Raw genomic sequence first — 13,225 nt, 5'->3', positions numbered from 1 at the left:
TCACGGGCAGCGACCGCCGTCGTCCGGTTCGATGCGCGCGGTGCCCATCACCGTCATCACGATGCGGCGGGCCTGGCGACGGTTGCAGATCAGGAAATGGCCATTCTGGTAGTAGAGGTTGCCACGGCGACCGTAGCGTAGCGCCTCGCCCCGGAAGCGCCGCCATTCCAGGGTGGTGCCGGGGGGCAGACGCAGCCGTTCCAGTACCTCGCCGTCGGTGACGTGGCCGTCGTCGTCCCGGTCGGTGGCCAGCAGCAGCCGGTCGGTGGTATCGAAGCGCTCACAACGGCTGTGGCCGTCGCAAAGCAGCAGCGGCCCCCGGGTAAACGCCTCCGCCCGGGCCCGGTGCATCAAGCCCAGTACGCCGTTGCTGGCGGCGACCACCCGCTGAGCGGGCATCCACTCGGCGCCCATGTAATGCCCGGCGCCGACCAGAATGGCCGCCACCAGCATGGCGGTCAGACACTCCACCAGCGTGAATCCTTTGACTTCCATGTCGTTGCCTCCCGGCTGTGGCTTCGCCGTGCGCCCGGGTCGGCATCCTGCCGGTTCTTGATCCGTCGCAAGGCGAGGGCGGTTTGCCCAATATCCGGTTTCAGTTTACGTGCCCGCCGGCGGGCGCCCTGTGTTACCGTTGCTTCCCTTTCTGTCAGCCAAACACCACACAGCACTATGGTCGATGTACTAACGGTGGACGCCCCGATGGACGACGTCCTGATCATTGGCGGCGGCATCGTCGGCTCGCTCAGCGCCCTGGAGCTGGCGGACCGGGGGCGCCGGGTGACGCTGCTGGACGTGCCGCGGCGGCACCCGCCGGCGTCCTGGGCCGGCGGTGGCATTCTGTCGCCGCTCTATCACTGGCGTTATCCGGAACCGATGAACCGGCTCACCCTGGACGGCCCGCGGCGCTATCGTGAGCTGGTGCGAAGACTGGCGGGCAACGGTCTGGATCCGTCGGATCTGTGCGAAAGCGGGCTGTGGGTGGAAGCGGATGGCGCCGAGGCGGAGCGCGGCCTGGCCTGGGCGCGGGCCCACGATCAGCGCTGCCTGGCCGCCCCCCTGAGCGCGCATCTGCCGGATGGTCGCGCCGGCCAGGGGCTGTGGTTCCCGGAGATCGGAAACATCCGCAATCCACGCATGCTGAAAGCGTTGCATGCCGGGTTGCGGGAACGTGGCGTGACCCGGATCGAGGCCCGGGCCACGGCGGTGTGGCCCGGTGAGCGGGGTGGAGAGGTGCGGCTCGACAACGGCGAGCGGCGGCGGGCCTCGACCCTGCTGATCAGCGCCGGCGCCTGGAGCCCGGATCTGCTCGACGCTTTGGGGGTAACGGTGCCGCTGTTTCCCGCCAAGGGGGAAATGCTGCTGTATCGACTGGCGCCGGGCCAGGTGCCGTCGACTATCCTCACCGAGCAGGGTTATCTGATTCCCCGTGCCGACGGGGCGGTGCTGGCGGGCTCCACGTTGCGCAAGGGCGATGCCTCCACCTCGCCCACGGCGGAAGGCCGGCGAACGCTGGAAACCATGGCGGCGGGGATTTTGCCGATGCTGGCGGCGCGCCGGCCGGACCATCACTGGGCCGGGGTGCGCCCCGGCAGCGCGCGGGACTGGCCCTGGCTGGGCGAGGTGCCTGGGACCCGGGGCGTGTTCGCCGCCGTGGGTCATCACCGCAATGGGCTGGTGTCGGCGCCGGCCAGCGCCGAGCTGCTGGCGCAGCTGATGTGCGGGGAAAGCCCCTTGCTGGACCCGGCGGATTACGCGTTCGAGCCGTCGTCGGCTTCGTCGTCCTGATCCAGCTCCAGCTTTTTCAGCCGGTAGCGCAGGGAGCGAAACGTCATGCCGAGTTTCTTGGCGGCGGCGGTGCGATTCCAGTGGGTGGCGTCCAGGGCGCGCAGAATTTCCTGCTTCTCGATTTCCTGCAGGTACTCCTCCAGCGGTAGCTGAGGGTGGCGGCCCGCCACCGGCCCGCCTTGCTCCACCGCCGCGCCGCCGCCGTCCGGCAAATGCAGGTGCTCCGGTTCGATGCGCCGGTCCTCGCACAGGGTCATGGCGCGCTCCAGAATGTTTTCCAGTTCACGCACATTGCCCGGGAAGTCGTAGTCGGCAAGGGCCGCCATGGCGGCATCGCTGACCGCCGGCGGCGACGTTTCCCAGGCCTCGCCGAGGCGCTTGAGCACATGTTCCACCAGGGCGGGTACATCCTCGGGGCGCTCGCGCAGCGGTGGCACATGGGCCTCGATCACATTGAGTCGGTAGTAGAGGTCCTGGCGAAAGCGGCCGGCGGTCATTTCCGCGCCCAGGTCCCGGTGGGTGGCGCAGAGAATGCGCAGGTTGACCGCCACCTCCCGCGACTCGCCCACCGGGCGCACGGTTTTCTCCTGGATGGCGCGCAGCAGTTTCACCTGCATGTGCAGGGGCAGGTCGGCCACTTCGTCGAGGAACAGGGTGCCGCCGTCGGCCTCGCGGAACAGGCCCTTGCGGTCCTCCACGGCGCCGGTGAAGCTGCCCTTGCGGTGGCCGAAGAACTCGCTTTCCATCAATTCGGAGGGAATGGCGCCGCAGTTGACCGCCACGAACGGCTTTTCCCGGCGTGGGCCCAAAGCGTGGATCAGCCGGGCCACCCGTTCCTTGCCGCTGCCGGACTCGCCGCTGATGTAGATCGGCGCCTGGCTGCGCGCCAACTTGCGAATCTGCTCCTTCAGGCCGCGCATGGCGGGGCCCTGGCCGATCAGGCCGTCTTCTCCGTGATCGCCGTCCTCGTCGTCGGCGGCGCGGCTGATGCCCAGGCCGTCCTCGATCAACTGACGCAGCCGGTCCAGGGCCACCGGTTTGGCGATGAAGTCGTAGGCGCCCAGTTTCATGGCCTCGGTGGCCACTTCCATATTGCCGTAGGCGGTGATCACCGCCACCGGCATCCGCGGGGCCCGGGCGGCGGCGTGGCGGATCAGTTCAAGGCCGGTGCCGTCGCCCAGATTCATGTCGGTGAGACACAGGTCGAAGGCGCCGCCGTCGAGCAGGCGCCGGCCCTCGTCCAGCGAGGCCGCGGCGGTGGCATCCAGCTTCATTCTTCCCAAGGTGATGACGAGCAGTTCCCGCAGGTCCGCTTCGTCATCCACTACCAAAACGCGAGGCGTGTTCTTTTTCATCGTTATTGAAACTGCCGATCCGGGTGGGCACAGGTTATCACAAAGCGCGCCCCCGGGCGGGCGGGCTCATGGTCCAGGGTGGCCTGGTTGGCCTCGCACAGCTGGCGGCAGACATACAGCCCCAGCCCGTTGCCCCGGTCGCTGGTGGTGTAGAAGGGTTCGAACAGATGAGCGGCGGCGGCCTCCGACACCCCCGGCCCGTCATCGCGCACCGCCACCCAGGGCAGGCCGGTTCGCGGGTGCTGGCCGTAGGTGACGATGACCTGGCAGGTTTCGCCGCCGTGGGCGAAGGCGTTGCCGATCAGGTTGTCCACCACCTGCAGGAACTGGCTGCGGTCGAAGCGGATCTCCAGGGTGTCGTCGCCGTGCTCGACCCGCAGCCGGTCGCCGGCGATGCCGCGCTGGTGCCAGCCGGCGGCGAGTTCCGCCAGGGCGGTGGCCACGGGGAAGCGGGCGGCTTGCCCCCGGGGGCGCCGGGACAGGTCCAGCACGTCGCTGATAATGCCGTTCACCCTCTGCACATGGTTGCGGATGATGGTCAGCAGGCGGGCGTCCTCGGCGCTGGCGCCGTCCTCGTCGAGCAGTTCGGCGGCCTGGCTGATGGCGCTCAGGGGGTTACGGATTTCATGGGCCAGGGTGGCGGACAGGCGCCCCAGGGACGCCAGATTCAACTGCTGGGCTTCCTGGGCGATGCGCGCGGTGTCCTCCAGGAACACCAGGGTCAGGGCCTCGTGGCCGGTATCCAGATCGGCGAAGCGGGCGTTCACCTCCGGCGACTGCCGGGACAGGCGCAGGGGCGCCGGTACCAGATGGGGCGCGCCCCGCCAGCGCTGGTGGTGCTCCACCAGAGCCTTGGGCAGGTGCTGGCCAGCCATGGCCCGGGCGAAGTAGCCGTCCGCCGAGGGATTCGATTGCAGCACCCGGTGGTCGTCGTCGAACACCATCACCCCGGTGCGCATGCGCGCCACGATCTGCTGATTCAAGGCTTCCAGACGCTGGATCGCCACCCGTTGCCGGGCGGCGATTACTTCACTGCGCTCCAGGCGGCTGGCGATCTGCTGGATGATCAGTGACACCATGAAGAAGGCAATACCCAGCAGGCCTGCCTCGGTCAGTTGGAAGGGGTCCCGGTCACCGGTCTGGGTGGCGAAATAGAACTGCTCGAACATGGCGGTGAGGGTGGCCAGCGCGGCGATCAGAAAGCCCAGGCGGCCACGCAGCAGAATGTTGCCGGCGGCCACGTTGACCAGCAGCAATACCGCCAGGCCGCCCTCCAGGCCGCCATTGGAATGCACCACCAAACCCAGCACCAGCACATCGATGACCAGGGCCAGCGGTTGGGTCCAGGCGGGCTTGCGCAGGGTGTGGGCGTAATCGGCGGCGGAAGACGCCAGGGTCAGAATCAGATAAGCGGTGACGGTGGTTTCGAACAGCCACGGCAGGTGCTGCCCGATCATCCGGTCGCTCAGATAGAACGACGCCAGCAGCACCACGGCGATGACGATGCGGTAGAGATTGTAGATGCGCGCGGGCGTCCAGTTAGCGTTCATGCCGTTCCAGATACAGCCGCTGGTGCTCCTGGCTGCAGAACGTCAAATGCCGATGCGAAAAGGCCTCGCCTTCCGGCACGTGCACGCCGCATTGCCGGCATTTGACCATGCGCTCGCTGCGTGGCGGCGCGTCGGCGCGGCGCCGTCCGTTGCCGCCCGGACCGCCACCGCCGGACGCGCGCAGCAGGCGCTTGACCAGCAGCCAGCCGATATACACCACCGCCGCCAGAATCAGCAGCCGAATCAACCCCATATGGATCTCCCCTGATACCCGACCGGCTCTCATCTGTGAAGGGCGGGCGGCTACAGAGTACAATCACCGCTCCACGGAGAAAAGGCGGTACTATGCGACTCGTAATGGCCCAGCGGAACCCGCTGGTCGGCGACATCGAAGGCAACGCGCGGGCGGTGGTGAGCGCCACCCGGGAAGCACGCAATCTGCTGGGCGCGGAGCTGGTGGTGTTCCCCGAGTTGATGCTGACCGGGTATCCCCCGGAAGATCTGCTGCTGCGCCCCAGCCTCAATACCCGCATCGACGAGGCGTTGGCCGCCATCGGCGCGGAGATCGAGGTGCCGGTGGTGATCGGCTATCCGGCGGTGCGCAACGGCGTGCGCCGCAATGCCGCCGGCGTGCTGTTCCCCGGCGACAGCCGGCCCCGTCACGAGTACTTCAAGCAATGCCTGCCCAATTACCGGGTGTTCGACGAGAAGCGCTATTTCCAGGCCGGCGACCAGCCCTGCGTGTTCGAGCTGGGCGGCGAGCGGCTGGCGCTCACCATCTGCGAGGACATCTGGTTCCCGCAGCCGGCAGCGCGGGCCGCCGAGGCCGGCGCCACCTGCGTGCTCAACCTGAACGCCTCGCCGTTCCGGGCCGGCAAGCAGGACGAACGCATCGAGCAGGTGCAGGCGCGCGCCCGGGAAACCGGCCTGCCGGTGCTGTACTGCAATCTGATCGGCGGCCAGGACGAACTGGTGTTCGACGGGTCGTCCTTCGTGGTCGACGGCGACGGCCGGCTGCAGGTGCAGGGCGCCAGCTTCGAGGAGGCGCTGGTGCCGGTGGACCTGGCCCACGAAAGCGGCGGCCTGAAGCTGCGCGGCGAAATGCTGCCGTTGCCGGAAGCGGACGAAAGCCTGTACCGGGCCCTGGTGCTGGCGACCCGCGACTACGTGAACAAAAACGGTTTCAAGGGCGCGCTGCTGGGCCTGTCAGGCGGCATCGATTCGGCGCTGACCCTGGCGGTGGCGGTGGACGCGCTGGGTCCGGAACGGGTGGAAGCGGTGATGATGCCGTTCCGCTATACCGCGCAGATGAGCATGGAAGACGCCGAACAGCAGGCCCGTGCCCTGCGGGTGCACTACCGGGTATTGCCCATCGAATCCGCCTTCAACGGGTTCATGGAGATTCTCGAGGAACCGTTCGCCGGGCTGGCCACCGATACCACCGAGGAAAACCTGCAGGCCCGCTGCCGCGGCGTGCTGCTGATGGCGTTGTCCAACAAGGGTGGCTCGGTGGTGCTCACCACCGGCAACAAGAGCGAGATGGCGGTGGGCTACGCCACCCTGTACGGCGACATGGCCGGCGGCTTCTCGGTGCTCAAGGACGTGTTCAAGACCTCGGTGTACCGCATCGCCCGTTGGCGCAATCAGAAGGCCGGCAGCGAGATCATTCCGGAGCGAGTGATTACCCGGCCGCCGTCGGCGGAGCTGGCCCCGGATCAGGTGGACGCGGATTCACTGCCCGGCTACGACGAGCTGGACGCCATCCTGGAGCGCTATGTGGAGCAGGACATGAGCGCCGAAGCGGTGATTCGCGATGGCTTCGACCGGGAGACCGTGTACCGGGTGGTCAAGCTCACCGACCGCAACGAGTACAAGCGCCGCCAGGCGGCGGTGGGCCCCCGGGTGAGCCGCCGCGCCTTTGGCAAGGACCGGCGTTACCCGATCACCAACGGCTGGCGGCCCGGGGACTGATCAGAGCAGGTCGAAGGTCAGCAGGCTCATCAGGCCCTTGCCCTCGCGGGGCCACCAGGCCAGATCCACCTGGCCGTCGTCGTCCAGATACTCGCTGTCCGGGTAGTTTTCCTGCAGCACCCGCCGACTCTTGGCGGCCAGCTCGGGCTGATCCAGACGTTCGTAACCGGCGGTCATCACCGCCAGCGCCTCCGGCACCAGCGGCGTGCGCTGATAATGCTGCACCACGTACTGGGCCCGGTTGATGGCGGCGATGTAGGCGCCACGGCGGGCATAGTAGCGGGCCACGTGCAGCTCGTGGCGGGCCATTTCATTGCGGATGAAGACCATGCGGGTGCGCGCGTCCGGGGCGTAATCGCTGTCCGGGAAGCGCGTCACCAGCCGCTCGAAGTCCTCGAAGGCATCGGTGGCGCTGGTCAGGTCGCGGGCGGATTTGTCCGTGGTCATGAAGGAGTCGAAGAAGCTGCGCTCCATGTAGAAATTGGCCAGCCCGCGCATGTACAGCGCGTAGTCCAGGCTCGGATGGGCCGGGTAGCTGCGCATGAAGCGCTGGGCGGCGACCACCGTTTCCGGGTATTCCTGGGACCGGAAGTGGGCGTAGATCAGGTCCAGCTGCGCCTGCTCGGCGTAGCGACCATAGGGAAAGCGGGCCTCCAGTTCCTTGAGCCGGTCGATGGCGGTCAGGTAGTTGTTGGCGTCCATGGCGCTCTGCGCCTCGCGATACTGGGCGGCCTCGGTGCGTTCCGGGCTTTCCTCCGGCTTGCTGGCGCAGGCGCCCAACAACAGGGCGGCCAGCAGCGGCCATATCAGTCTCGGCATTTTTTCCTCGGTACGACGGGGTACAATGGTGCGCCTATTGTAATCACAGGTCGGACTATGGGACATCTTGGCGGCGAGAAAATTCAGCGCACCGAGCAGGTGGGCGAGCAGTACGCCGGGTCGAGGCTGGATCAGGCCGCCGCGGAACTGTTCGACGGCTTCTCCCGATCGCGCCTGCAGGGCTGGATCAAGGACGGCGCGCTTACCGTGAACGGGCGCCCGGCCAAACCCAAGGACAAGCTGCTCGGCGGCGAGGCGCTGACCCTGGCGGTGGAGCTGGCGCCGGAGATCGAGGACCGCCCCCAGGCCATCGAACTGCCGGTGGTCTACCAGGATGAGGACCTGATCGTCATCAACAAGCCGTCGGGTCTGGTGGTGCACCCGGCCGCCGGCCACGCCGACGGCACCCTGCTCAACGGCCTGCTGCATCTGGACGAGCGTCTTTCCAGCCTGCCCCGGGCGGGCATCGTGCACCGGCTGGACCGGGACACCACCGGCCTGATGGTGGTGGCACGCTCGGTGGAGGCGCACACCGGCCTGGTGGCCCAGCTCCAGGACAAGAGCCTGTACCGGGAGTACGAGGCGGTGGCGGTGGGGGTGATGACCGGCGGCGGCACTGTCGATGCCCCCATGGGCCGCCATCCGGTGGACCGGAAACGGCAGGCGGTGCTGGAGCACGGTGGCAAGAACGCGGTTACGCACTACCGGGTGCTGGACCGCTACCGGGCGCACACCCGGGTTCAGGTGCGTCTGGAAACCGGCCGCACCCACCAGATCCGCGTGCACCTGGCCCATCGCCGCTATCCGCTGGTGGGCGATCCGTTGTACGGTGGGCGTCTCAAGCTGCCCGCCGGCGCCAGCGAACAATTGCGCGAGGCCCTGCGCCGCTTCCCCCGCCAGGCCCTGCACGCCCGCAAACTGGGGCTGGTGCACCCGGCCAGCGGCGAATACCTGGAGTTCGAGGCGCCCCTGCCGGCGGATTTCCAAGCACTGATCCAGGCCCTGGAGGCGGATCGGGAGACCCCATGACCCTGCCCGACATCAGCCAGTGGCTGCACCCGGAGTGGCGCCCCCACCCGCGGGTACGCACTCTGGTCACCACCCGGCTGGGCCGCCATTCGCCGCCGCCCTGGCACGGGTTCAATCTGGGCATGAACTGCGGTGACGAGGCGGCCCGGGTGGAGCAGGCCCGCCGCCATGTGCACAAGCTGCTGGGCACGGACCATCCACCGGCCTGGCTGAACCAGGTGCACGGCGACCGCCTGATCGCCGCCGGCGACCCGGACAACCGGGCCGACGGCGTCTGGACCGGGCACTCCGGCTGGCCCTGCGCGGTGCTCACCGCGGATTGCCTGCCGGTGCTGCTGGCGCGCGCCGACGGCAGCGCGGTGGCGGCGGTGCACGCCGGCTGGCGCGGTCTGCACGCCGGCATACTGGGCCGGGCGGTGCGCACCCTGGCCCCGGACGGCGAGCCGCTGGCCGCCTGGCTGGGCCCGGCGATATCCGCCCGCGCCTACCAGGTGGGGGAGGACGTGCACCGGGCGTTTCTCAATCTGGGGCCGGAGTACGGCGGTGCCTTCCGGCGCGACAGCCAGCCCGGTCATTGGCGCTTTTCCCTGACCCACGCCGCCACCCTGGCCCTCAACGCCGCCGGCGTGCAGGACGTGGCCGGCGGTGACCATTGCACCGCGTCGGATCTTCGCCATTTCTATTCCTACCGGGCCGAAGGTCAGACCGGCCGCTTCGCCAGTCTGATCTGGCTGGCGCCCGCCTGATCGTTTTTGACCCCGATCAATATCCTGCCGTCCTGCCTCTTGAAACCTTCACGTAAGACCGCATTTTAAGATCAGTTTTTGAACAGTCGGCCGAGGGCCGGTCGCCGATCGCGGGGCCGCCCCGGCGCGCAAGAGGAGCAGTCGAATGAGAATGGACAAACTGACTTCCCGTCTTCAGGAAGCCATTGGCGAAGCCCAATCCCTGGCGGTGGGGCAGAGCCACGCCGCCATCGAGCCGGTGCACCTGCTGCTGGCCCTGCTGCAGCAACAGGGCGGCGTGGCCGCGCCGTTGCTGGAAAAGGCCGGCGCCCGCCCGGCGGACGTGATCACCGCCCTGAAAATGGCGCTGGACAAGGTGCCCACCGTGGGCCAGTTCACCGGCGATGTGCAGCTGTCGCAGAACCTGGCCCGTCTGCTGAACCTGGCGGATCGCGAGGCGCAGCAGCGCGGTGACCAGTACATCTCCACCGAGGCGGTGCTGCTGGCGGCCTGCGAGGACAACGGCGAGGTCGGCAAGCTGATGAAGAACGCCGGCGTCAAAAAGAAGGTGCTGGCGGACAAGATCCAGGAAGTGCGCGGCGGCGAGTCGGTCAACGACCCCAACGCCGAGGACAAGATGGAAGCGCTGAAAAAGTACACCACCGATCTCACCGAGCGGGCGGAAAGCGGCAAGCTGGATCCGGTGATCGGCCGGGACGACGAAATCCGCCGTACCATCCAGGTGCTGCAGCGCCGTACCAAGAACAACCCGGTGCTGATTGGCGAGCCCGGCGTGGGCAAGACCGCCATCGTCGAGGGCCTGGCCCAGCGCATCGTCAACGGTGAGGTGCCGGAAGGCCTCAAGGACAAGCGCGTGCTGTCCCTGGACATGGCGGCGCTGATCGCCGGCGCCAAATACCGGGGCGAGTTCGAGGAGCGCCTCAAGGCGGTGCTCAACGAGCTGTCCAAGCAGGAAGGCCGCGTCATCCTGTTTATCGATGAGCTGCACACCATGGTCGGCGCCGGCAAGGCGGACGGTGCCATGGACGCCGGCAATATGCTCAAGCCGGCTCTGGCCCGTGGCGAATTGCACTGCGTGGGCGCCACCACCCTGGATGAATACCGGCAGCACATCGAGAAGGACGCGGCCCTGGAGCGGCGCTTCCAGAAAGTGCTGGTGGACGAACCCTCGGTGGAGGACACCATCGCCATTCTGCGTGGCCTCAAGGAGCGCTACGAGGTGCACCACGGCGTGGACATCACCGACGGGGCCATCATCGCCGCCGCCAAGCTCAGCCACCGCTATATCACCGACCGGCAGCTGCCGGACAAGGCCATCGACCTGGTGGACGAAGCGGCCAGCCGCATCCGCATGGAAATCGACTCCAAGCCGGAGGAAATGGACCGGCTGGACCGGCGCCTGATCCAGTTGAAGATGGAACGGGAGGCCCTGCGCAAGGAATCCGACGAGGCCAGCCGCAAGCGCCTGGAAAAGCTGGAGGAGGACATCGAGGGCCTGGAGAAGGAATACGCCGACCTGGAGGAAATCTGGAACGCCGAAAAGGCGGCCCTGCAGGGCGCCCAGCAGTACAAAGCGGAACTGGAACAGGCCCGGGTGGACATGGAGCAGGCGCGCCGTGCCGGCGACCTGAACCGCATGTCCGAGCTGCAGTACGGCGTGATTCCGGATCTGGAAACCAAGGTGCGCCAGGCCCAGGAACGCGAGGAGGCCGCCGGCCCGGTGGAGACCAAGCTGCTGCGCAACAAGGTGTCCGAGGAGGAGGTCGCCGAAGTGGTCTCCAAATGGACCGGCATTCCGGTATCGAAGATGCTGGAAGGCGAGCGCGACAAGCTGCTGCGCATGGAAGACGAGCTGCACAAGCGGGTGATCGGCCAGGACGAGGCGGTCACCGCCGTGGCCAACGCCGTGCGCCGTTCCCGCGCCGGCCTGGCGGATCCCAACCGGCCCAACGGCAGTTTCCTGTTCCTGGGCCCCACCGGGGTGGGCAAGACCGAGCTTTGCAAGGCGCTGGCCGGCTTCCTGTTCGACACCGAGGAAGCCATGGTGCGCATCGACATGTCCGAGTTCATGGAGAAGCACTCCGTGGCCCGGCTGATCGGCGCGCCCCCGGGCTATGTCGGTTACGAGGAGGGCGGTTATCTGACCGAGGCGGTACGCCGCAAGCCCTACTCGGTGGTGCTGCTGGACGAGGTGGAGAAAGCCCACCCGGACGTGTTCAACGTGCTGCTGCAGGTGTTGGAGGACGGTCGCCTCACGGATGGCCAGGGCCGTACCGTGGACTTCCGCAACACGGTGGTGGTGATGACCTCCAACCTGGGGTCGGATCTGATCCAGCGTCTCGCCGGTGTCGAATCCGGTGATAAGGAGAAGGATTACGACGCCATGAAGGACGCGGTCATGGAGGTGGTGGCCACCCACTTCCGCCCTGAGTTCATCAACCGGGTGGACGAGACGGTGGTGTTCCACCCGCTCGGCCAGGGCCAACTCAAGGGCATTGCCGCCATTCAGCTGGACTACCTGCGCAAACGGCTGGTGGAGCGGGACATGGGCCTGGAGCTGTCCGACGCGGCCCTGGACAAGCTGGTGGAAGCGGGCTTCGACCCGGTCTACGGCGCCCGGCCCCTGAAGCGCGCCATCCAGTCTCAGCTGGAGAACCCGCTGGCCCAGGCCTTGCTCAAGGGCGAGTTCGGCCAGGGCGACACCATCCGGGTGGACGTGGCCGACGGCAAGCTCAGCTTCAGCAAAGCCTGACGCCATCGCCCCCCGGGTGCGAAGAGGGCCGGATTATCCGGCCCTTTTTTTTGGTCGCTCCCGCACAGCAAGCGGGGATCAGGGCCGGGGCGCTTTGTCGCGGCGGAACGGGAACGAGAACTGCCGCACCACGCCTTCCGGCACTTGCGTGCTGGCCCGGGTGCCGTAGCGGGCGGCCAGCCGGTCCGGCATGAACAGGGTGCCGAACAGCTTGTCGTAGACCGGCAGAAAGGCGGCGTAATTCTTGTCCACCGCGTCGTCTTCGGAGGAATGATGCCAGTGGTGGAATTCCGGCGTGGCGATCACCCAGCGCACCCCGGGGAAGCGGAAACGCACATTGGCGTGGATGAAAATGGCATGGAAGGAAATGAACACCAGGTAGGCGTACACCGCCGACGGCGCGAAGCCGAACAGAAAAATCGGCAGGTAGCCGGCGAAACGGTTGGCGATGATCTCCACCAGGTGCAGCCGGGACGACGCCATCCAGTCCAGTTGCTCGCTGGAATGGTGCACGGCATGGAACTTCCACAGCCAGGGCACTTCATGGAAGGCCCGGTGTATCCAGTAGCTGGCCAGGTCCACCACCACCAGGATTTCGATGAATTGCAGCCATAACGGCTGCGCCGCCACCCATTGCTGGAAGCCCGCGTGCACATGGTCGTGCAGGAACACCTGGATCGGGATCACGGTGAAGAAGCTGATCAGCTGCACGCCCACGTGGCTGAACAGGAAATACTTCATATCGGTGATCCAGCCCCGGCGCAGCACGCGCTGGCGCCGATCCTTGGGATACAGTCGCTCCAGGGGTATGAACACCAGCGCCAGCACCAGCAGGGTGAGCACGAAATAATCGAGCCCGGCGTACAGGCTGCGCCCCTCCACCGCCGGCACATTGAGGCGCCCGGAGCCGAGCAGGGCGGCCATGCAGGCCAGCACCATGCCCGCCAGGCCGTAGCGGGTATCCGGATGCCGCCAGACGCTGACCAGGCCGGACACGAAGGCCACCCCGATGCCCGCGAACAGTATCCCGCGCAGCAGGCCGGCGTTGTAGAAGCCGCGGAATTCCGGGGTGGTGAACCATTGGGGAAACAGGAAGCAGAAGCTGGCCAGCAGCGCCAGGCTGCCCAGGGCCACCGCCAGGGTGGCGCTGATCCGACCCTGGCCGGGGGTCAGATCCACGTCTTCGAAGCGCTCGCGCAGATATCGGCTCATGGC

Annotated in this window: 11 protein-coding genes; 5 read left to right on the top strand and 6 right to left on the bottom strand. The window is 67.4% G+C overall.

Features of this window, described 5'->3' with window-relative positions; genetic code table 11:
- A complete protein-coding gene (locus IM760_RS10235) occupies positions 1-495 on the bottom strand; it encodes a GspH/FimT family pseudopilin (RefSeq protein WP_204428911.1) in 495 nt (164 codons plus the stop codon).
- A gap of 207 nt (positions 496-702) precedes the next feature.
- Here IM760_RS10235 and IM760_RS10230 point away from each other — a divergent pair, with 207 nt between their 5' ends.
- Positions 703-1,788, top strand: a complete 1,086-nt coding sequence (locus IM760_RS10230) for an NAD(P)/FAD-dependent oxidoreductase (protein ID WP_204428910.1) — start codon at positions 703-705, stop codon at positions 1,786-1,788.
- Here the strand turns inward: IM760_RS10230 and IM760_RS10225 are convergent.
- Genes IM760_RS10225 through IM760_RS10215 form a run of 3 tightly spaced genes read right to left on the bottom strand, consistent with a single transcriptional unit; the run spans position 1,752 to position 4,946 of the window.
- Positions 1,752-3,143, bottom strand: coding sequence for a sigma-54-dependent transcriptional regulator (locus tag IM760_RS10225; protein ID WP_204428909.1), 1,392 nt, complete (start codon positions 3,141-3,143; stop codon positions 1,752-1,754). The two genes, IM760_RS10230 and IM760_RS10225, sit on opposite strands and share 37 nt — an antisense overlap.
- Before the next feature lie 2 nt (positions 3,144-3,145).
- Positions 3,146-4,693, bottom strand: a complete 1,548-nt coding sequence (locus IM760_RS10220) for a sensor histidine kinase (RefSeq protein ID WP_204428908.1) — start codon at positions 4,691-4,693, stop codon at positions 3,146-3,148.
- Positions 4,683-4,946: a PP0621 family protein gene (locus IM760_RS10215; protein WP_204428907.1), complete on the bottom strand. Its 264-nt coding sequence runs from the start codon at positions 4,944-4,946 to the stop codon at positions 4,683-4,685. The genes IM760_RS10220 and IM760_RS10215 overlap by 11 nt, the downstream gene beginning before the upstream one ends.
- 92 nt (positions 4,947-5,038) lie before the next feature.
- On the opposite strand from IM760_RS10215, the gene IM760_RS10210 reads away from it, so the two are divergent.
- The gene (locus IM760_RS10210; RefSeq protein WP_204428906.1) at positions 5,039-6,664 is read left to right on the top strand and encodes an NAD+ synthase; all 1,626 of its coding nucleotides are present in this window, start codon (positions 5,039-5,041) and stop codon (positions 6,662-6,664) included.
- Here IM760_RS10210 and IM760_RS10205 read toward each other — a convergent pair whose 3' ends face one another.
- Positions 6,665-7,483 carry an outer membrane protein assembly factor BamD gene (locus IM760_RS10205; protein WP_204428904.1) on the bottom strand — a complete coding sequence of 273 codons (819 nt, stop codon included), beginning with the start codon at positions 7,481-7,483 and terminating at the stop codon, positions 6,665-6,667.
- 57 nt (positions 7,484-7,540) lie between these two features.
- Here IM760_RS10205 and rluD point away from each other — a divergent pair, with 57 nt between their 5' ends.
- The 3 genes from rluD (at position 7,541) to clpB (ending at position 12,010) form a co-directional block, all read left to right on the top strand.
- A complete protein-coding gene (gene rluD / locus IM760_RS10200) occupies positions 7,541-8,512 on the top strand; it encodes a 23S rRNA pseudouridine(1911/1915/1917) synthase RluD (RefSeq protein WP_204428902.1) in 972 nt (323 codons plus the stop codon).
- Complete coding sequence (gene pgeF / locus IM760_RS10195; protein ID WP_204428901.1) at positions 8,509-9,258, top strand: peptidoglycan editing factor PgeF; 750 nt, start codon at positions 8,509-8,511, stop codon at positions 9,256-9,258. Before rluD ends, pgeF begins: the two co-directional genes overlap by 4 nt.
- 145 nt (positions 9,259-9,403) lie before the next feature.
- Positions 9,404-12,010 carry an ATP-dependent chaperone ClpB gene (gene clpB / locus IM760_RS10190; protein WP_204428894.1) on the top strand — a complete coding sequence of 869 codons (2,607 nt, stop codon included), beginning with the start codon at positions 9,404-9,406 and terminating at the stop codon, positions 12,008-12,010.
- A gap of 78 nt (positions 12,011-12,088) precedes the next feature.
- Here clpB and IM760_RS10185 read toward each other — a convergent pair whose 3' ends face one another.
- On the bottom strand, positions 12,089-13,222 hold the full coding sequence (locus IM760_RS10185) for a sterol desaturase family protein (RefSeq protein ID WP_204428893.1): 1,134 nt from the start codon (positions 13,220-13,222) through the stop codon (positions 12,089-12,091).
- Positions 13,223-13,225 lie beyond the last annotated feature (3 nt).

This window comes from Alloalcanivorax marinus (assembly GCF_016906305.1).
Lineage (GTDB): Bacteria > Pseudomonadota > Gammaproteobacteria > Pseudomonadales > Alcanivoracaceae > Alloalcanivorax > Alloalcanivorax marinus.
This window is presented reverse-complemented; position numbering and strand designations above follow the sequence as displayed.

What these genes read in the sequence shown, in the direction of transcription:
- pgeF (WP_204428901.1), top strand. Translation starts at nt 8,509, where the DNA reads ATGACCCTGCCCGACATCAGCCAGTGGCTGCACCCGGAGTGGCGCCCC.
- IM760_RS10205 (WP_204428904.1), bottom strand. Translation starts at nt 7,483, where the DNA reads ATGCCGAGACTGATATGGCCGCTGCTGGCCGCCCTGTTGTTGGGCGCC.
- IM760_RS10230 (WP_204428910.1), top strand. Translation starts at nt 703, where the DNA reads ATGGACGACGTCCTGATCATTGGCGGCGGCATCGTCGGCTCGCTCAGC.
- IM760_RS10225 (WP_204428909.1), bottom strand. Translation starts at nt 3,143, where the DNA reads ATGAAAAAGAACACGCCTCGCGTTTTGGTAGTGGATGACGAAGCGGAC.
- IM760_RS10220 (WP_204428908.1), bottom strand. Translation starts at nt 4,693, where the DNA reads ATGAACGCTAACTGGACGCCCGCGCGCATCTACAATCTCTACCGCATC.
- rluD (WP_204428902.1), top strand. Translation starts at nt 7,541, where the DNA reads ATGGGACATCTTGGCGGCGAGAAAATTCAGCGCACCGAGCAGGTGGGC.
- IM760_RS10215 (WP_204428907.1), bottom strand. Translation starts at nt 4,946, where the DNA reads ATGGGGTTGATTCGGCTGCTGATTCTGGCGGCGGTGGTGTATATCGGC.
- clpB (WP_204428894.1), top strand. Translation starts at nt 9,404, where the DNA reads ATGAGAATGGACAAACTGACTTCCCGTCTTCAGGAAGCCATTGGCGAA.
- IM760_RS10235 (WP_204428911.1), bottom strand. Translation starts at nt 495, where the DNA reads ATGGAAGTCAAAGGATTCACGCTGGTGGAGTGTCTGACCGCCATGCTG.
- IM760_RS10185 (WP_204428893.1), bottom strand. Translation starts at nt 13,222, where the DNA reads ATGAGCCGATATCTGCGCGAGCGCTTCGAAGACGTGGATCTGACCCCC.
- IM760_RS10210 (WP_204428906.1), top strand. Translation starts at nt 5,039, where the DNA reads ATGCGACTCGTAATGGCCCAGCGGAACCCGCTGGTCGGCGACATCGAA.